Genomic DNA, 17,156 nt, shown 5'->3' with positions numbered 1-17,156 from the left:
ACCTCACCTTATAGCCACTATATATAGCGGGGCCTCGACGGCTCCAACGTCTTTTTTTCTAGCATTAGGAATTTTCCGATCCATGGGCAAATCGCTGGTCATTGTGGAATCCCCGGCTAAGGCCAAGACCATCAACAAGTACCTGGGCAGCCAGTACGTGGTGAAGTCGAGTATCGGCCATATCCGAGACCTGCCTACCAGCGGTTCGGCTGGCGCTGCGAAAGAGCCGGCTGCCAAAAAGGGCAAGACCGCTTCCGAGGCGCCGGCGTTGTCGCCCAAGGAAAAGGCCCGGCGCCAGTTAGTGGCGCGTATGGGGGTCGACCCCGAGCATGGCTGGAAAGCCAAGTACGAAATCCTTCCCGGCAAGGAGAAGGTGATCGACGAGCTGCGCCGCCTCGCCAAGGATGCCGACACCATCTATCTCGCGACGGACTTGGACCGCGAAGGGGAGGCCATTGCCTGGCACCTGCGGGAAGCCATCGGCGGTGACGACGAGCGCTACAAGCGCGTGGTGTTCAACGAGATCACCAAGAAAGCCATTCAAGACGCTTTCTCCAAACCTGGCGAGTTGGACATTGCCCGGGTCAACGCCCAGCAGGCCCGGCGCTTCCTCGACCGCGTCGTGGGCTATATGGTCTCGCCGCTGCTGTGGCAGAAGATCGCCCGCGGTCTGTCGGCAGGCCGGGTGCAGTCGGTGGCGGTGAAGCTGGTGGTCGAGCGCGAGCGTGAGATCCGTGCCTTCATTCCGGAAGAGTATTGGGAAGTTCACGCCGACCTGGGCACGGCCAAGGGCGCTAACGTGCGCTTCGAGGTCGCTCGGGAGAACGGCGAAGCCTTCAAGCCCCTGAACGAAGCGCAGGCCATGACGGCATTGGAGAAGCTCAAGGCTTCGTCCTATAGCGTGGCAAAGCGCGAAGACAAGCCCACCAGCAGCAAGCCGTCGGCGCCGTTCATCACCTCGACCCTGCAACAGGCGGCCAGTAACCGGCTGGGCTTCGGTGTGAAGAAGACCATGATGATGGCCCAGCGGCTGTATGAGGCGGGCTACATCACCTACATGCGTACCGATTCCACCAACCTGTCCGCCGATGCCGTGGCCATGGCGCGGACTTACATCGAGAGTGAATTCGGCAAGAAGTACCTGCCCGATTCGCCGAACGTCTACAGCAGCAAGGAAGGCGCGCAAGAGGCTCACGAAGCGATTCGGCCGTCCGACGTCAACACTCACCCGAGCAAACTGTCAGGGATGGAGCGTGACGCCGAGCGACTGTACGACCTGATCTGGCGTCAGTTCGTGGCTTGTCAGATGCCGCCTGCCCAGTACCTGTCGACCACTGTCAGCGTGACCGCGGGCGATTTCGAACTGCGCGCCAAGGGTCGCATCCTTAAGTTCGACGGTTACACCCGCGTACTGCCGCAAATGAGCAAACCGGGGGATGACGCCGTGTTGCCGGACATGGCTCAGGGCGAAACACTGAAACTGATCAAGCTCGATCCGAGTCAGCATTTCACCAAGCCGCCGGCGCGTTATTCGGAAGCGAGCCTGGTCAAGGAGATGGAAAAACGCGGCATCGGTCGCCCTTCGACCTATGCGGCGATCATTTCGACGATCCAAGACCGGGGCTACGTGGCCCTGCACAACCGGCGTTTCTACTCGGAAAAGATGGGCGACATCGTCACCGAACGTCTGTCCGAGAGCTTCTCCAACCTGATGGACTACGGCTTCACCGCCGGTATGGAGGAAAATCTCGACGACGTGGCGCAGGGCGAGCGCGATTGGAAGAACGTACTCGACGAGTTCTACGGTGACTTCAAGAAAAAGCTGGAAGTAGCCGAAGTCGCTGGCGGCGGCATGCGTGCCAATGAGCCGGTGATGACCGACATTCCGTGCAAGGTCTGTGGTCGTCCGATGCAGATTCGTACCGCTTCGACGGGGGTCTTCCTCGGCTGCTCGGGCTACAGCCTGCCGCCGAAAGAGCGCTGCAAGGCGACCATCAACCTCACGCCTGGCGATGAGATCGCTGAAGATGACGAAGGCGAATCCGAATCTCGCGTGCTGCGGGGCAAGCATCGTTGCCCGATTTGCAGCACGGCGATGGACGCCTACCTGCTGGATGAAAAGCGCAAGCTGCACATCTGCGGCAACAACCCCGACTGCCCGGGTTACGAGGTTGAAGAGGGGCATTACCGGATCAAGGGCTACGAAGGTCCGAGTGTCGAGTGCGACAAATGTGGCGGCGAAATGCAGCTCAAAACCGGTCGTTTCGGCAAGTTCTTTGGCTGCACCAATTGCAAGAACACCCGCAAGCTGCTGAAGAACGGCGAAGCGGCGCCGCCGAAGATGGACCCGGTGAAGATGCCCGAGCTCAAGTGCGAGAAGGTGGACGACACCTACATCCTGCGTGACGGTGCCTCGGGCCTGTTCCTGGCGGCCAGCCAGTTCCCGAAAAACCGTGAGACCCGTGCACCTTTGGTCTTGGAGATCGTGCCGCACAAGTCTGAGATCGACCCCAAGTATCATTTCCTGTGCGAGGCCCCGCAGAAGGATCCCGATGGCCGTCCGGCAGTGATCCGCTACAGCCGCAAGTCGAAGGAGCAATATGTCCAGACCGAAGTGGACGGCAAGCCAACCGGCTGGCGTGCGTTCTACGACGGCGGGGTATGGAAGGTCGAAGACAAGCGGTGATCGCTTGACGCCGCGTCCAAATCGTCTGGCGGCCCAAGGCGCTTTGCGTTAAAAGAATCCCTCGGTGGCCGTGTTATGCCTCGAGGGATTTTTTTGCCTGGCGTGCTCGTTCAATTCTTTGATGGGAGGCCACAAGTCATGGCTCACGAACTCTATACCCGCACCAACCAAAAGCTGTTCTTTGCTGGCCTTGCCTTGGATGCGATGGCCAAGGCCTCGGCCAGCACCGCGATGAACGCACAGGGTCTGCTCCAAGCTGAACGCGAGGCGGCGGTGTTTCATCTCTACGGCGCGCTGCTGGGGTTGTGTCACGAAATTGCGGGTTTCTACCGCTTGCCGCAGGCCACCACCGCGCGCGCCGAAGATTTGCTGACGCCCAAGGTCCTGGAAGCCATTGCCATTCCGGAAATGGCTGAGTTAGTGGAGTTGGCCGGGCAGCGCGAAACCTGGCTGGCGCAATTGCTCGGCGCTTATGGCGCGTTGTTCCAACCCCCGCGCGAACCGAAGAAGCCGAAGGCGGATGTCACGCAGCCGCTGATCATTGCGGTGGCTGTCGAGGAGGTTGACGCGGAGGAACTCACGCGCGAGGAGATGGAGTCCTGGCGCCAGCAGCTCAAGGGCTTGGCGATCAGGTTCCGCGAAGGTCTCAGCGAGTGTTGAGCGCTTGAACGGAAAAGACTGATCCGCCCTGTCGGTGCGCCGAGCGTCAGTGCATTTCTTTCCAGGCCTAGGGGTGGCGTCATCAGGCTGTTATACTGCCCGCCTTTCGTGGAGAACAGTCCTGATGCCAACCTCTTTTCTGGAAATTGTCGAACTGCCTGACGGCCGCATCGAGTTGCGCCGCGCTGAAGATGAAGGTTCCCTCGTGACCTTGAACTTCTCTGATGACGCCAAGGCATTTCTGCAAGGCCAACACGTCGAGGTCGCCAAGGCGATGCTCAGCGTCGGTGTTCAAATGGCCGGTCGTCTCGCTGAAGGCGAGCTGACCAAGGAGGAAGAGGGCCCTCGCGTTCTGCATTGAGTTTCCGGCGTACCCCGGCAGCCCGAGCTGCCTGTAGCATGCTTGGATTCGCGGAACGTCTTTCTTCTCAAGCCTCTGAACGGCCTGCGAGCAATCACCCCAGGCGGATGTTCAGGCTTTGCGCTTCGCCAGCGCGCGCAGCGTGGATCAACTGCTGCTTCGCACTGCTCGAGATAGGGTTGATCCAACTCACGACAGTATGGCTGCGACCCAAGCGCAGCGCTTCACAGGTCAGTTCCAAGGCCGTTTGAGTGCCGCGGGGGTGCATCAGGATAATGCGTTCCCGGTTCAGGCCCGCGTCCCTCAGCCAGGCTTGTGTCACACTGGCGGGTGGCGCAACAAGGGTCAACCAGCGGTCGTTTCGGCCTTCGCTCAGATCGCGCAGAATCGGCGCCAGCAGATTCAGGCAACTACCCGCAGCACCGCGCAACGACAACTCACTGAAAGCTTCAGGCTCGTTGTTCCATGGGGCTTCGACGACCGTGTCGAGCACCGGGATCTGAACCAGAGCCGTTTCCAGCAAGTGCGCGCCGGGCATCATGAACGCTTCGAACAGCGGCAATTGTGCGTGTTGTTGCGGTGTGTGCGGGAACTGCATAAACATGCTCCTTAGCGGCGAATGACGCCGACGCTCAGCCCTTCGATGACCAGATCCTGGTCTTTGAGATTGACTTCGATAGGGGCGAATTCAGGGTTCTCGGCGATCAGCCAGACCTTGCTGCCTTCACGCTTGAAACGTTTGACGGTCACCTCGTCGCCGATGCGTGCCACGACGATCTGCCCGTTGCGCGCCTCTCGAGTGGTGTGCACGGCCAACAGGTCGCCGTCGAGGATGCCGACATCCTTCATGCTCATCCCATGGACGCGCAGGAGGTAGTCTGCAGCCGGATGGAAAAACGCAGGGTTGATCGCCAGTGATTCTTCGACATGCTGCTGGGCGAGAATCGGCGCACCCGCAGCGACCCGTCCGATGATTGGCAGCCCGCTTTCCTCGGGCTTGGCCTCGAAACCGGGGATGCGAATACCGCGAGAAGCACCGGGCGTCATTTCAATCGCGCCCTTGCGAGCCAGCGCCTTGAGGTGTTCCTCAGCAGCGTTGGGGGATTTGAAACCGAGTTCCTGAGCGATTTCCGCACGGGTTGGCGGGTAGCCGTTCTCTTCTAGACAGCGTTTGATGAAGTCCAGGATTTCGGCTTGGCGTGATGTCAGTTTGATCATGTGAATCGCTCTGTCTTTTTATACAGTGACTGGGATTATATACAGTGATCGCAACTTGGCAATCCTCCTTTTGACGATGGGCGCGTACGACAGGAGGCCGCTGACATTGCAACCTCGCGCAAGAGTGGCTAAAAGCCGTGATTTATATGATTAAATGCCGTGACCGGTCGGACAGAAAGCGAACAGCCAGGGTTGACAGGTGGTCGGCTGAAACGTATGTTTCAAACAAGTGTTTGTCAGGCGGATAACCATGGCTCAGTCGGAAACAGTTGAACGGATCCTCGACGCTGCGGAGCAGCTGTTCGCGGAAAAGGGTTTTGCAGAAACGTCGTTACGGCTGATCACCAGCAAAGCGTCGGTCAACCTGGCGGCGGTGAATTATCATTTCGGGTCGAAGAAAGCCCTCATTCAAGCGGTCTTTTCCCGTTTCCTGGGACCGTTCTGCGCCAGTCTCGACAAAGAGCTCGAGCGCCGCCAGGCCAAGCCCGATCACAAGCCTTCGCTGGAAGAACTCCTCGAGATCCTCGTCGAGCAAGCGATGGTGGTGCAACCTCGCAGCGGCAACGATCTGTCCATTTTCATGCGTCTTCTGGGGCTGGCATTCAGTCAGAGCCAAGGCCATTTGCGTCGTTACCTGGAAGACATGTATGGCAAGGTGTTCCGTCGTTACATGCTGCTGGTGAATGAGGCGGCGCCGCGTATTCCTCCCATCGAACTGTTCTGGCGCGTGCACTTCATGCTGGGTGCCGCCGCGTTCAGCATGTCCGGCATCAAGGCACTGCGGGCAATTGCCGAAACCGATTTTGGCGTCAACACCTCGATCGAGCAGGTGATGCGTCTGATGGTGCCGTTTCTGGCCGCGGGTATGCGCGCAGAGACCGGCGTCACGGATGCGGCGATGATCAGCGCTCAGCTCAAGCCTCGCAGCAAGAGCAGCGTCCCGGCGGCCCCCGCCAAGGTCTGATGTAGCCTCAGGGTGCGGCGCATTTGCATCGCACCCGTCGATCCCGCACCATGCGCGCTCTGAGCAATGGTTGTTGAAGGATCTTCCTTATGAGTTCTGGCCTGCATGGCTCCCTGATGGTGGACATCGCCGGTACCTGGCTGACGTCCGAAGACCGTCAGTTTCTGCGTCAGCCCGAGGTGGGCGGCCTGATCATTTTTGCCCGAAACATCGAAAGCCCTCGGCAGGTCCGCGAGTTGAGCGCGGCCATCCGGGCGATTCGCCCTGATCTGCTGCTCGCCGTCGATCAGGAAGGCGGGCGGGTGCAGCGTTTGCGCCAAGGCTTTGTGCGGCTGCCCGCCATGCGTGCAATTGCTCATCGTCCTAACGCGCAAACCCTTGCCCGGCAGTGTGGCTGGCTGATGGCGACCGAGGTGCTGGCCGTTGGGCTGGACCTCAGTTTCGCCCCGGTGCTGGACCTCGATCACGAACGCAGTGCGGTGGTGGGCAGCCGTGCGTTCGAAGGCGACGCCGAACGCGCCGCCCAACTCGCCGAAGCCTTCATCCAGGGCATGAACGAGGCAGGGATGGCGGCCACTGGCAAGCACTTCCCTGGCCATGGGTGGGCCGAGGCGGATTCCCATGTCGCGGTTCCCCGTGATGAGCGCAGCCTGGACACCCTTCGCGCCAATGACCTGATACCGTTCGCGCGTTTGAGCAAGCGCCTGGCTGCGGTCATGCCGGCCCATGTCATTTATCCGCAGGTCGATACGCAGCCCGCGGGTTTCTCCCGCCGTTGGTTGCAGGACATCCTCCGCGGAGAGTTGGGCTTCGAGGGGGTCATCTTCAGCGATGATCTGTCGATGGCTGGCGCCCATGTGGTAGGTGATGCCGCGAGTCGGATCGACGCCGCCTTTACCGCAGGCTGTGACATGGGACTGGTCTGTAACGATCGTGCTGCGGCGGAGTTGGCACTGACCGCCGCGCAACGGATGAAGGTAACCCCTCATCCAAGGATCGCGCGCATGCGCGGCCAAGGGATCTCGACCACCGAGTATCGTCAACAGCCACGCTGGCTTGAAGCGCTCAGCGCCCTGCGTGCGGCGGATCTGATCGATTGACCGGCAGGCTGCTGCCGGCCTGTGAAGGGGTTTTCCTCAGCGAGGGCGCAAGGCCAGCCAACCCTGCTCGGTGATGCTCACCTGGTAGGTGTCGTAGCTGGCGAGGGTTGGATGTTCGGTGTCGAGCGCATGCCGGTGGGTGGCGGTGATGACCATTACGTGGGCGCCAGCCGCTTCGGCCGCTGCGATTCCCGCCGGTGCGTCTTCGAATACCAGGCAGTCTTCGGGGCGGGCACCCAGCTTGCGCGCCGCGAGCAGGAAACAGTCCGGCGCGGGTTTCCCCTGCTCGACGTCTTCGGCGGACACCATGATCCTGGGCAGTGGAAGGCCCGCTGCCTGGATTCGGCGTTCGGCCAGTAAACGAGGAGCGGAGGTCACCACCGCCCAGCGGTCGGCAGGCAGCGTTGCGAGAAATCGCGCCGCACCTTCGATGGAAATTACCCCTTCTACGTCATCCATTTCGGCTTGAGCCATCAGTGCCGCCTCATGCTCCGGGTCCACGCCGGGCAAGTTCAGGCGGCGGATGGTGTCGATGCAGCGTACGCCGTGGATGGTGGACAGCAGCGATTCGACATCCAGTCCCTTATGGATCGCCCACTGACTCCAGACGCGTTCTGCAGCGGCAATGGAGTTGGTCAGCGTACCGTCCATGTCGAACAGAAACGCGGCGAATGTGTGCTGCTTCAGCATCCCGATGCTCCCATGCCTGATGCGTAGTGACAGGATCGGGATGCTAGCACGCGGGCTCCGGATAGCGAGCAGCTTCAATACCGGCGCCAGTGGCCGGGTTCCCACAACCATGCATTACCCGCCCAGCGATAATGGCCTGGTACCCATTGGGCGCCGGGCGCGGGGATGGCCGGGATGACCTCGACGGGGGGAGGGGGGCGGCGCGGATGTGTCTGTTCAACGACGCAACCGGACAGCGAAAAGGTGACGGCCATGGCCAGTAAGATGGCTTTGCGAGTAGGGGACATGGTAGATCCTTGTGGCAGATAGCCCCGCCTGAATAACGGAGCCTTCCACCCTTGAACGTCTCAGATCAGGAAAATCCGTCGCAGGCAGTCACTGTTTTTGAGGTTCGACGTGTGGGGACTGGCGCCGGGTTGTCATGGCAAGTGCCAAAGCGTGGCGTTCGTCCGCGGGCAGGCTGGCGGCAAAGTCCGCCAGCGTCGAATCGACGCGGCTGCGCAGCGTGATGTCGGCAGTTCGAGCGCGGTCCAGGTCCTGATCCAGCGCGTTGCGATCCAGCGTGTCGCCCTGCAGGCGGCGCACCACATCCTGGTGAGCCTGGCGACTGGCAAGTATCAAGGACTGGTTCTGCGCATGGGTTTCTCGCAACATGCGTCGCAATTGGTGGCGACGGGCCTCAGGCAACTGTGCCAGGGCCTGACGCAGGCCGTGCTGGACGTTGACGACCTGAGGGCGCTTCTGGCTCGACCATTGGTAGACGCCGCCCGCGACGCCGCCGATCAGGAAAACGTTGGCCAGCAATGATGCGATCAACCAGCTTCTCAGGCGTCCGGAGGAGGGTGTCATTGCTCGGCCTCCCCGGCATCCAGGTTGAGTATCCATTCCGCGTCGCCGTGGTCGAGGACGCTGGGCAGCAGATCTGGCGCACCGGAGAGCGGCAGGCTGAGCGAGGCCACGAGCATGCCGGTGGCCACGCCAGCCAGGCCGACGCCAACGAACCCTAGGCGCGACCACCAGTCGCCGTATCGTCGCCATGCTGACGGGCGCCGTGCCGAGACAGCCGAAGCAAGCACGTGGCGCTCCAATCCTGCGTCTGGTACGGGAGGGCGATGGCGGTCGAGTCGTTGATCGAGCCATGCAGCTTCTTTCAAGGCGCACAGCGCCTGTGGATCGTTGCGTTCGATCAGCGCCCTGGCGCTCTCCCGGTCGGCCGCGGGCCAGCGGTCCAGGTTCGCGCCATGGGCATCGGCCAGATCAGCGAAGCGTTCAGGGGTCATGAGGTTCCTCTCCTTGGGGTGTGCTTGCCCGTGCCGGTAGCAAGCTCCGACTCGATGAGTTGTTTACGCAGATTACGGCGCGCCCGGGACAACAGGCTTTCCAGCGCCTCGACAGTGATGTCCATCGCAGCCGCCGCCTCGGTGTTCGACAATTGCTGGTAGTACTGCAACACAATTGCTTCCCGCTGGCGCTCCGGCAGCGCTGCGAGCGCCGCCGCCATTTGCTGATGTTGAGCTTCAGCCTGCCACTGGTCATCGAGCGCCGGGGCGGTATCGACCAGCTCGCTGAGCCGAGAATCATCGTCCAGGGGTTGTTCTTTGCGCCGGCGCAGGCGGTCGTAGCACAAATTCAGCGTCACCCGATGCAGCCAGGTGTCGAAGCGCGCCTGACCCGCGCGCCATTGGCCGGCCGCTTTCCATAGCCTGAGAAAGCTCTCCTGGGCCACATCGCGGGCTTCTTCGGCGTCGCCCAACAAGCGGCCAGCCAGTGCTAACAAGCGTGGAAGCTTGCGCGACACCATTTCTTTCACGGCTTCCGGCTCGTTGTTGCCAATGCGGGCCAACAGTTCAAGGTCCGGATCAGGTTCGTTCAATCGGGCGTCTCGATCGTAGAGTTAAACCGTTCTGTCCAGATGACTCTGGCCCAGAGGAGCGCTGGCGGGCTCGCCTGCAAGATTCTGTATCTACAGACCGCAGCGCTGCCATAGGTTCAGCGGACCCAATGACCTTCTATCCAGTACCAGTTTGGCCCACGGGCCTCCCAATGCCCTGGTTGCCACCGGGCATTTTGGCGGACGGGTTGCCAATGCCCGGGCAGCCATACGTATTGCCCCCGTTCCCAGCGCCAGTGGCCTTGGTCCCAGACATACCCGGGCCTTGCCATGGGAACCGGCTCCACGCGGACGGGGGGTGGTGCCTGAATGATGAATTCTTCCCGGGCGTAGCTCGGTGTGCTGGCCAATGCGGCGAGTGCGACCGGGATGAGCAGGGCATAGCGTAATTTCGCCAGGGATCGTGCTGCGCTCATTTCAACTCCTCCAGACCTGCACATGAAGTGGGTGCAGTTGACGGATTAAACGCAGCCAATGAAAAAATCCGTCGCGCTCCTTCGAAAGATTTTCGTGCAGAGATATCGGCTATGCAACGCAATGATCGGCCGTAGATGTCAAGCGTGATACGTAGGAAAAGTTGTCCACGAAAATCGTGAATATCTCTGTGGATAACCTGCTGTAAGCCCTCAGCGACAAGGGCTTACTTACAATGATCGTTTAATGATCAGTTCTTTCAATCGCTCTGATCGGAGGCGCCAATGGTCAGAAAATGCTTCAGTGGAACGCGGAACTGAACGAGGAATCGATCACGCGCTGGGTGTCCGAGCGAGGATGTTTCCAGTCGACTGTGCAGGGCGCGTCCTTCAGGACGCCTGATGCTTTGATCGAAGCGCGAACGTTGTCGTCATTCTGATCGCCGACGACCAGCGTGACGGGGAGTGCGGCGTGGGCGACCGGGCTCAACTAAGCCAGGGCGATCAGGTCCAGGCGGATATACAGAACAGAGTCATTGCGAAATCTCGATGTACGCCGGGCTGGTGCAGCGGCGCCGACGCGAGGGGTTGAAGCGACCAGGAGGGCCTGGCCGTGAGGATAGGACTGCAGGGATGTGCCAGTTTCCAGCCACTGAATCGAGTGGCGATTAGGGAGCCGAGCCGCCACGGTTTGTTCCGCTTTGGGCTAGATGTGAAGAACGGGGGCTATGGGGGGGCAGGCAGCGCGCGCTCTTTCATGCAGAGTGTGGAAACGGCGTTGCTCAGTCGACAGGGTGCGGGTAAAGGGCGGGACGAGGCACTGCCTCGCCCCGCATAGCCCAGCGATGCGCGCCGATCTACCCGCGCCGCGTTTCGCTCATCAGGATTCGGCCCACTCCACATCCGTCAGGCCCAACTGTTCGGCCTTGGGTTTAGTCACTTTAGGCACCTTGTCCGAGCGGTATTTCGGGATCTGTCCAAAGCCTGCATCCACGGACGCCCAATGCCAGGCCGAAGCGTTATCCATGGCTTCAGCGCTGATATAGAAGCTCTTGTACTTACCATGCAGCAGGTAGTCGATTCTGAAATGCTTATACTGTGCCACTCTCCCAAACCTCCCTTTCAGTCACTCACTGTTCCTTGAGTCGCATCCGGACAGAAAATTCACTCGAATTGATCCTTTCGCTCCAAACGGTGGGGAATCGTACAAAAAAGCGCTTGCGGCCGACAAATGCCATCCATATGGATTGTTTTGAAGATGAATGGTAGAGGTCGCGAGCCGTCACGACGGTGGAAGAGACGCTGCTCTTCACCGCCGCGCGTGAAACGTCGTTATTCGCTGGAGAATTTGAAGACGGTGGTCTGGGTGTACGCCTTGCCGGGATCAAGTCGGGTCGATGGGAATCCCGGCTGGTTCGGCGAGTCAGGGTAATGCTGGGTCTCGAGGGTGAAGGCGCCCCAATGCGGATAAATTTTGCCCGCTTTGCCTTTCACGGTTCCGTCCAGAAAGTTGCCGGTATAAAGCTGCACGCCCGGCTCGGTGGTGAACAACTGCAGCCGTCGGCCGGATTTCGGGTCAACCACATCGGCGGCCAGGCGGCTCACCTTGCCTTGCGTGTCCAGCACCCAGTTATGGTCGTATCCGCCTTGGGTCGGCTCGGCAAATTTCAGCTGCTGATTGTCTTCACGTATCCGCTTGCCGAACGCGACAGGTTTGAGAAAGTCCAGGGGCGTGCCGACCACCGAAGGCAATTCGCCGGTCGGAATCAGCTTTTCGTTGATCGGGGTGTAGTGGCTGGCATGCACCGTGGCGACCTGGTCAAGGATGTCGCCATTGCCAGCGCCCGCCAAGTTGAAATAACTGTGATTGGTCAGGTTGAGCACCGTCGGTTTATCGGTGGTGGCGTGGTACTGAATGCGCAGTTCGTTCTTCTCGTTCAGGCTGTAGGTCACTTCGGTCTTGAGGGTTCCTGGAAAGCCCATTTCACCGTCTGCCGACACGTAGGTCAGCCTGACGCCCACCCAACCTTTGTCCTTGATTGGCTCGGCTTTCCAGACCTGCTTGTCGAAGCCCTTTGTACCCCCGTGCAGCGCGTTGGTCTTGTCGTTTTGCGGCACCTGGTAGGTTTTGCCATCGAGCGTGAATTGGCCGTTGGCCAGGCGGTTACCGAATCGGCCGATGGTGGCGCCGAAGTACGCGGTGCCATTGATGTAACCCGCGACGTCATCGAAGCCCAGCACCACATCCTCGGTCTTGCCGTGTTTGTCCGGCACCAGCAGGGATTGCAGCGTACCGCCATAGGTGATCACGGAGGCTTGCATGCCATGGCTGTTGCGCAGGGTGAATTTCTGAATGGCGGTGCCATCAGGCATTTGCCCAAATGCAGCTTGTTCGCTCATCAAGCCTGCGGCGGCGTGAGCCTGCAGGGCGGTGGTCAGCACGGCCAGGCCGATGGCAGGGATCAAAGTCTTACTCATCGCTTGCTTCCTTTTTTGTTATGAACGCCACTTCTTAAGGTATTTGGTCTTACTAATTGCGATGTTTCTGTCTCGTTCTCTCGTCCATAAGCAAAAATAGCTCGATTTTAAATTTAATCGTAATACTATTTGTGAATCCTGAACGAGGTGGGATCCACTGCCCATGAGGTGTAGTCCAGCTTTGACCCCCTGTACAGCCGTTTGACTCTCATTCATATGATGATTAGCTTCGTTTCCGCGGACCACTCCGCAGAAAGGGGCTGAGGAATGAGCAACAGTTTTCATGCGTCAACGGTGGACCGCCTGGGCGCCTGGATTGCTCACGGGAATGTCGTGCCGGGGCAGTCGTTGAAGGTTGAGGCGGCGTTATGTGAAGAATTCGGCGTGAGCCGGACGGTGATCCGCGAAGCGATCAAAACGCTGGCCGCCAAGGGCATGCTGGAGGTAGGGCCCAAGGTCGGGACGCGGGTATTACCGGTCCGCGAATGGAACCTGTTCGATCCGCAAGTCGTCGGTTGGTTGGCAGCCAAGGGCTTGTCGAGAAGCTTTGTCATGGATTTGCTGGACCTGCGTCGGGCCATCGAGCCGATGGCCGTGCGCTGGGCGTGCGAGCGGGCGACCCCCGATCAGATCGCGGAGATTCACGGCGCTTATGCGCAATTGGCCGCAAGCGTCGCGGACAAGGGTGACTACAACCATGCCGACCAGCGTTTTCACGAAGCGGTGCTGGCGGCCAGTCACAACCAGTTCATCGAGCAGATGCTTCCGGCGCTGGGTGCATTGCTGGCCATCTCATTCGAGGTGTCGTCCGCCGTGCCAGGAGAGCTGGGCCGCACGCTGCCCTTGCACAAGGACCTGGCCGACGCCATCGCCACCCGGGATTCGGCCAGGGGCGTGTGGGCCTGCATGAGTTTGATCGAGAACGCCTGCGAGGTGATTTCCCGCTCGTTGGCGACGTGACACCGATCATCGTCGGTGCGGTGAACGCTTTACAACAACAAGAACAGGACATTCACGATGAAGTGGCAAGCGGTCAGTGACCAGCGATTCAAATTGGCCGAAGGGCCTTTCTGGGATGATCAGCAGCAGGCCCTCTACTGGGTAGACATTGCTGGCTTCCGCGCCTTGCGCCTGTATCAGGGCCAGGTACGCCACTGGCAATTCAATGAGCCGGTTTCGGCATTCATACCGACCTCCAAGGGCGACGCATTGGTGACGCTGGCCAGTGGCGTATATCGCCTGAATCTCGATTCGCCTGTCGAACGGCCGGCGCTCACCTTGCTGTGTGTCGCCGATCCGATGGCGGGTAACCGCGCCAACGAAGCGCGTTGCGACAGTCAGGGCCGCCTGTGGTTGGGCAGCATGCAGAACAATCTGGATGCCGAAGGCGGTGATGTGCCGCTGGAGCGACGCTCCGGTGGCCTGTTTCGCGTCGAGGCCGGCGGGCGCGTTACAGCGTTGCTCGCCGGGCAGGGGATCGTCAATACGCTGCTCTGGGCGGACGATGATCGCACGCTGCTGACCGCCGACAGCCTGGATGGCGTGATCTACCGTTACCCCATTCAAGCCGACGGCGCGTTGGGCGAGCGTGATGTCTGGGCCTCGGAGCACCCGCGAGGTGTGCCGGACGGCTCAGCGATGGATGCACAAGGGTATGTCTGGAACGCGCGCTGGGGAGGCCATTGCCTGATTCGTTTCGCGCCGGATGGGCGCGTGGACCAACTCGTGGAATTGCCGTTGAGCCACCCCACCAGTTGCGTGTTCGGTGGGCCGGACATGACCACGCTCTTCGTCACCAGTGCACGGCCCGCCAGCGAGGCGTTGCCGCTGGATGGCGCGGTGCTGCAGGTCGAGACCGGCATTCGCGGATTGCCCTCACACCGCTTCGCAGGCTGAGGCTGGAGGAGAACGAGGAGGTGTGACACTCGGTTACATAGGCGTCATTGATAATATGATATGACTGTTTTCAGTCGTTTGGCCCGTCGCGTTGCCTCGTGCGGGCTGTCACGACACTCACTGCTGGACGCTGTAGCTAGTCAATAAAAATAAGGAGTTAGCTATGTTGAGTCGCCACGGGATTCGTTCCCTGTGCTGTGCTGCTGTTGCCACCGCAATCGTCGGAATGAGCGGCGGCGCTATCGCCGCTGACACGGTCAAGATCGGTTTCCTCGTCAAGCAGGCTGAAGAGCCCTGGTTCCAGACCGAGTGGCAATTTGCCGAGAAAGCGGGCAAGGATCATGGCTTCGAAGTCATCAAGATCGCCGTGCCCGATGGCGAAAAAACCCTCACCGCGATCGACAACCTGGCCGCCAACGGCGCCAAGGGTTTTGTCATCTGCCCACCTGACGTGTCCCTCGGCCCAGCCATCGTGGCCAAGGCCAAAGCCAATGACCTGAAGGTCATGGCGGTCGATGACCGGTTCGTCGATGCCAAGGGCAAGTTCATGGAAGACGTTCCCTACCTGGGCATGGCGGCGTTCGAAGTCGGCCAGAAGCAGGGTGCGGCCATGGCCACCGAGGCGCAGAACCGCAAATGGGACTGGAAAGAAACCTACGCCATTATCAACACCTACAACGAACTGGACACTGGCAAGAAACGCACTGACGGCTCGGTCGACGCGCTGAAAAAGGCTGGCCTGCCGGAAGACCACATCCTCTTCACTCCCCAGAAAACACTCGACGTGCCCGGCAGCATGGACGCCACCAACGCTGCACTGCCGAAGCTGCCCAGTGGCGCGAAAAACCTCATCGTCGGCGGCATGAACGACAACACCGTGCTCGGTGGGGTACGGGCCACCGCAGGCGCGGGTTTCGCCCCGGATAACGTGATCGGCATCGGCATCAACGGCACTGACGCCATCGACGAACTCAAGAAACCGAAAAGCGGCTTCTTCGGTTCGATGCTGCCCAGCCCTGACAAAGAGGGCTACAACACTGCGCTGCAAATGTACGAGTGGGTCACCACCGGTAAAGAGCCGGCCAAATACACGGCCATGGACGACGTGACCCTGATCACCCGCGAGAACTTCAAGGACGTGCTGACCAAGATCGGTCTGTACAAGTAATCCGCAGCGTACAGTGCAAGGCCTCGCTTTACCTTGAGGGTAGGGCGAGGAGGAGGTGGTTCATGCACCAGGCTTCAGTAACCCAGGCGCAACAGTCGCGTGCAGGCGGCAGTCTGCGTTTCAACGGCATCGGCAAGACGTTTCCGGGCGTGAAGGCGCTGTCCGACATTCACTTCGAAGCTCGGCCAGGGAGCGTCCACGCGCTGATGGGCGAGAACGGGGCGGGCAAGTCCACGTTGCTCAAGATTCTCGGGGGCTCCTACCAGCCCAACAGTGGCGATCTGCAGATCGGTGATCAGCATCTGGCCTTCAAATCCACGGCAGACAGCATCGCTGCGGGCGTGGCGGTCATTCATCAGGAATTGCATCTGGTGCCCGACATGTCCGTGGCCGAAAACCTGCTCCTCGGGCACATGCCCAATCGTTTCGGGCTGGTCAATCGACGAGCGATGGTGCGTCGCGCGCGTGAGCTGCTCACGGGGCTGGCGGACGAGATCGACCCGGCAACGCGGCTGGGTGATTTGTCGTTGGGGCAGCGTCAACTGGTGGAAATTGCCAAGGCCATGTCGCGCAACGCGCATGTCATTGCCTTCGATGAACCCACCAGCAGCCTGTCGGCCCGGGAGATCGACCGCTTGATGGCGATCATCGTCAAGCTGCGCGATGAAGGCCGGGTGATTCTTTACGTGTCCCACCGCATGGAAGAGATTTTCCGGGTCTGCGACGCCGTCACAGTGTTCAAGGATGGGCGCTTTGTGCGCACCTTCGAGGACATGGCTGAACTGAATCATGACCGCCTGGTGACCTGCATGGTCGGGCGCGATATTCAGGACATTTACAACTACCGGCCCCGCCAGCATCAGGGGCCGAGCCTGCGGGTGACCGGGCTGCTGGGGCCGGGCCTGCAGGAACCGGTCAGTTTTGCGGTGGAGAAGGGTGAGGTGCTCGGCTTCTTTGGCCTGGTCGGCGCGGGCCGTACTGAACTGTTTCGGCTGCTGTCGGGGCTCGCCCGCAGCCAGGCAGGGACGCTCCAGCTCGATGGCAAGCCGCTCAACCTGAAATCACCGCGCGATGCCATCGATGCCGGGATTCTGTTATGCCCCGAGGACCGCAAGAAAGAAGGGATCGTGCCGCTGTCCAGCGTGGCGGAAAATATCAACATCGGCGCACGGCCCCGCCACGTCCATCTAGGCTGCCTGATTCAGGGCCGCTGGGAGCGTGAAAACGCTCGGCATCAGATTCGCTCGATGAACGTCAAAACACCTTCGCCGGAACAACAGATGCTGTTTCTTTCCGGCGGCAATCAGCAAAAGGCCATTCTGGGTCGTTGGCTGTCGATGCCGATGAAGGTCCTGTTGCTGGACGAGCCAACCCGCGGCATCGATATCGGCGCCAAATCCGAGATCTATCAGATCATCCATAACCTGGCGGCGGAGGGCATTGCTGTGATCGTCGTGTCCAGCGACCTGATGGAAGTGATGGGCATTTCCGACCGCATCCTGGTCATGAGTGAAGGCGCCATCACGGGCGAGGTGTCCCGCGAAGAAGCCAATGAACAACGCTTGTTGCAACTGGCGTTACCGCGCACGCGTGGTTGAAAACGAGTCACCCAAGTGAAAAACAAAAATGAG

Annotated in this window: 19 protein-coding genes and 1 pseudogene; 9 read left to right on the top strand and 11 right to left on the bottom strand. The window is 60.3% G+C overall.

The features are described 5' to 3' along the window. Positions 1-82: 82 nt before the first annotated feature. From topA to N5D61_RS20275, 3 genes are all read left to right on the top strand, one after another. Positions 83-2,686 carry a type I DNA topoisomerase gene (topA, locus tag N5D61_RS20285; RefSeq protein ID WP_279893985.1) on the top strand — a complete coding sequence of 868 codons (2,604 nt, stop codon included), beginning with the start codon at positions 83-85 and terminating at the stop codon, positions 2,684-2,686. Between the two features lie 138 nt (positions 2,687-2,824). After that, positions 2,825-3,346: a DUF6586 family protein gene (locus tag N5D61_RS20280; protein WP_279894056.1), complete on the top strand. Its 522-nt coding sequence runs from the start codon at positions 2,825-2,827 to the stop codon at positions 3,344-3,346. Between the two features lie 124 nt (positions 3,347-3,470). Continuing rightward, positions 3,471-3,707, top strand: coding sequence for a hypothetical protein (locus N5D61_RS20275; RefSeq protein WP_108238648.1), 237 nt, complete (start codon positions 3,471-3,473; stop codon positions 3,705-3,707). Between the two features lie 94 nt (positions 3,708-3,801). Here N5D61_RS20275 and sulA read toward each other — a convergent pair whose 3' ends face one another. Together sulA and lexA are read right to left on the bottom strand one after the other, a co-directional pair. Further along, positions 3,802-4,305, bottom strand: a complete 504-nt coding sequence (gene sulA / locus N5D61_RS20270; protein ID WP_279893984.1) for an SOS-induced cell division inhibitor SulA — start codon at positions 4,303-4,305, stop codon at positions 3,802-3,804. An 11-nt stretch (positions 4,306-4,316) separates the two neighbouring features. Then, the gene (gene lexA, locus N5D61_RS20265) at positions 4,317-4,925 is read right to left on the bottom strand and encodes a transcriptional repressor LexA (protein WP_108238646.1); all 609 of its coding nucleotides are present in this window, start codon (positions 4,923-4,925) and stop codon (positions 4,317-4,319) included. Between the two features lie 250 nt (positions 4,926-5,175). Here lexA and N5D61_RS20260 point away from each other — a divergent pair, with 250 nt between their 5' ends. Continuing rightward, positions 5,176-5,889 carry a TetR/AcrR family transcriptional regulator gene (locus tag N5D61_RS20260; protein ID WP_108238645.1) on the top strand — a complete coding sequence of 238 codons (714 nt, stop codon included), beginning with the start codon at positions 5,176-5,178 and terminating at the stop codon, positions 5,887-5,889. Between the two features lie 101 nt (positions 5,890-5,990). Continuing rightward, positions 5,991-6,989, top strand: coding sequence for a beta-N-acetylhexosaminidase (gene nagZ, locus N5D61_RS20255; RefSeq protein WP_279894055.1), 999 nt, complete (start codon positions 5,991-5,993; stop codon positions 6,987-6,989). A gap of 36 nt (positions 6,990-7,025) precedes the next feature. Here nagZ and N5D61_RS20250 read toward each other — a convergent pair whose 3' ends face one another. The 9 genes and pseudogenes from N5D61_RS20250 to N5D61_RS20210 form a co-directional block, all read right to left on the bottom strand. Beyond that, complete coding sequence (locus N5D61_RS20250) at positions 7,026-7,679, bottom strand: HAD-IA family hydrolase (protein ID WP_279893983.1); 654 nt, start codon at positions 7,677-7,679, stop codon at positions 7,026-7,028. 74 nt (positions 7,680-7,753) lie between these two features. Then, positions 7,754-7,966, bottom strand: a complete 213-nt coding sequence (locus N5D61_RS20245) for a hypothetical protein (RefSeq protein WP_279893982.1) — start codon at positions 7,964-7,966, stop codon at positions 7,754-7,756. 88 nt (positions 7,967-8,054) lie between these two features. Continuing rightward, a complete protein-coding gene (locus N5D61_RS20240; RefSeq protein ID WP_279893981.1) occupies positions 8,055-8,528 on the bottom strand; it encodes a periplasmic heavy metal sensor in 474 nt (157 codons plus the stop codon). Then, on the bottom strand, positions 8,525-8,959 hold the full coding sequence (locus tag N5D61_RS20235) for a hypothetical protein (RefSeq protein WP_279893980.1): 435 nt from the start codon (positions 8,957-8,959) through the stop codon (positions 8,525-8,527). The genes N5D61_RS20240 and N5D61_RS20235 overlap by 4 nt, the downstream gene beginning before the upstream one ends. Continuing rightward, positions 8,956-9,552 (bottom strand): RNA polymerase sigma factor, encoded by a 597-nt coding sequence (locus N5D61_RS20230; RefSeq protein WP_279893979.1) that lies wholly within the window; start codon positions 9,550-9,552, stop codon positions 8,956-8,958. The genes N5D61_RS20235 and N5D61_RS20230 overlap by 4 nt, the downstream gene beginning before the upstream one ends. A gap of 116 nt (positions 9,553-9,668) precedes the next feature. Then, positions 9,669-9,986 (bottom strand): YXWGXW repeat-containing protein, encoded by a 318-nt coding sequence (locus N5D61_RS20225; protein WP_279893978.1) that lies wholly within the window; start codon positions 9,984-9,986, stop codon positions 9,669-9,671. A 355-nt stretch (positions 9,987-10,341) separates the two neighbouring features. After that, positions 10,342-10,473 (bottom strand): annotated as a pseudogene (locus tag N5D61_RS20220) (ABC transporter substrate-binding protein); the annotation flags it as partial. Between the two features lie 390 nt (positions 10,474-10,863). Beyond that, positions 10,864-11,088, bottom strand: a complete 225-nt coding sequence (locus N5D61_RS20215) for a DUF6555 family protein (protein WP_108240541.1) — start codon at positions 11,086-11,088, stop codon at positions 10,864-10,866. A 227-nt stretch (positions 11,089-11,315) separates the two neighbouring features. Next, positions 11,316-12,461, bottom strand: coding sequence for an aldose epimerase family protein (locus N5D61_RS20210; RefSeq protein WP_108240542.1), 1,146 nt, complete (start codon positions 12,459-12,461; stop codon positions 11,316-11,318). Between the two features lie 267 nt (positions 12,462-12,728). Between N5D61_RS20210 and N5D61_RS20205 the strand changes: the two genes are divergently transcribed. The 4 genes from N5D61_RS20205 to araG all read left to right on the top strand — a co-directional run bounded on the left by N5D61_RS20205 (position 12,729) and on the right by araG (position 17,123). Continuing rightward, positions 12,729-13,421, top strand: a complete 693-nt coding sequence (locus N5D61_RS20205; RefSeq protein ID WP_108240543.1) for a FadR/GntR family transcriptional regulator — start codon at positions 12,729-12,731, stop codon at positions 13,419-13,421. Positions 13,422-13,478: 57 nt separating this feature from the next. Continuing rightward, complete coding sequence (locus N5D61_RS20200; protein WP_279893977.1) at positions 13,479-14,357, top strand: SMP-30/gluconolactonase/LRE family protein; 879 nt, start codon at positions 13,479-13,481, stop codon at positions 14,355-14,357. Positions 14,358-14,520: 163 nt separating this feature from the next. After that, complete coding sequence (locus tag N5D61_RS20195) at positions 14,521-15,525, top strand: substrate-binding domain-containing protein (protein ID WP_108240545.1); 1,005 nt, start codon at positions 14,521-14,523, stop codon at positions 15,523-15,525. Positions 15,526-15,587: 62 nt separating this feature from the next. Next, the gene (gene araG, locus N5D61_RS20190) at positions 15,588-17,123 is read left to right on the top strand and encodes an L-arabinose ABC transporter ATP-binding protein AraG (protein ID WP_279893976.1); all 1,536 of its coding nucleotides are present in this window, start codon (positions 15,588-15,590) and stop codon (positions 17,121-17,123) included. Positions 17,124-17,156 lie beyond the last annotated feature (33 nt).

The sequence above is a fragment of the Pseudomonas sp. GD03842 genome (assembly GCF_029841165.1).
Classification (GTDB): domain Bacteria; phylum Pseudomonadota; class Gammaproteobacteria; order Pseudomonadales; family Pseudomonadaceae; genus Aquipseudomonas.
The sequence above is the reverse complement of the archived record's forward strand: the minus strand, read 5'-3'. Positions and strand labels throughout refer to the sequence as shown.

Bases quoted from the DNA above. Each gene is read 5' to 3' on its own strand.
- topA (WP_279893985.1), top strand. From the start codon at position 83: ATGGGCAAATCGCTGGTCATTGTGGAATCCCCGGCTAAGGCCAAGACC.
- N5D61_RS20280 (WP_279894056.1), top strand. From the start codon at position 2,825: ATGGCTCACGAACTCTATACCCGCACCAACCAAAAGCTGTTCTTTGCT.
- N5D61_RS20275 (WP_108238648.1), top strand. From the start codon at position 3,471: ATGCCAACCTCTTTTCTGGAAATTGTCGAACTGCCTGACGGCCGCATC.
- sulA (WP_279893984.1), bottom strand. From the start codon at position 4,305: ATGCAGTTCCCGCACACACCGCAACAACACGCACAATTGCCGCTGTTC.
- lexA (WP_108238646.1), bottom strand. From the start codon at position 4,925: ATGATCAAACTGACATCACGCCAAGCCGAAATCCTGGACTTCATCAAA.
- N5D61_RS20260 (WP_108238645.1), top strand. From the start codon at position 5,176: ATGGCTCAGTCGGAAACAGTTGAACGGATCCTCGACGCTGCGGAGCAG.
- N5D61_RS20250 (WP_279893983.1), bottom strand. From the start codon at position 7,679: ATGCTGAAGCAGCACACATTCGCCGCGTTTCTGTTCGACATGGACGGT.
- N5D61_RS20245 (WP_279893982.1), bottom strand. From the start codon at position 7,966: ATGTCCCCTACTCGCAAAGCCATCTTACTGGCCATGGCCGTCACCTTT.
- N5D61_RS20240 (WP_279893981.1), bottom strand. From the start codon at position 8,528: ATGACACCCTCCTCCGGACGCCTGAGAAGCTGGTTGATCGCATCATTG.
- N5D61_RS20235 (WP_279893980.1), bottom strand. From the start codon at position 8,959: ATGACCCCTGAACGCTTCGCTGATCTGGCCGATGCCCATGGCGCGAAC.
- N5D61_RS20225 (WP_279893978.1), bottom strand. From the start codon at position 9,986: ATGAGCGCAGCACGATCCCTGGCGAAATTACGCTATGCCCTGCTCATC.
- N5D61_RS20210 (WP_108240542.1), bottom strand. From the start codon at position 12,461: ATGAGTAAGACTTTGATCCCTGCCATCGGCCTGGCCGTGCTGACCACC.
- N5D61_RS20205 (WP_108240543.1), top strand. From the start codon at position 12,729: ATGAGCAACAGTTTTCATGCGTCAACGGTGGACCGCCTGGGCGCCTGG.
- N5D61_RS20200 (WP_279893977.1), top strand. From the start codon at position 13,479: ATGAAGTGGCAAGCGGTCAGTGACCAGCGATTCAAATTGGCCGAAGGG.
- N5D61_RS20195 (WP_108240545.1), top strand. From the start codon at position 14,521: ATGTTGAGTCGCCACGGGATTCGTTCCCTGTGCTGTGCTGCTGTTGCC.
- araG (WP_279893976.1), top strand. From the start codon at position 15,588: ATGCACCAGGCTTCAGTAACCCAGGCGCAACAGTCGCGTGCAGGCGGC.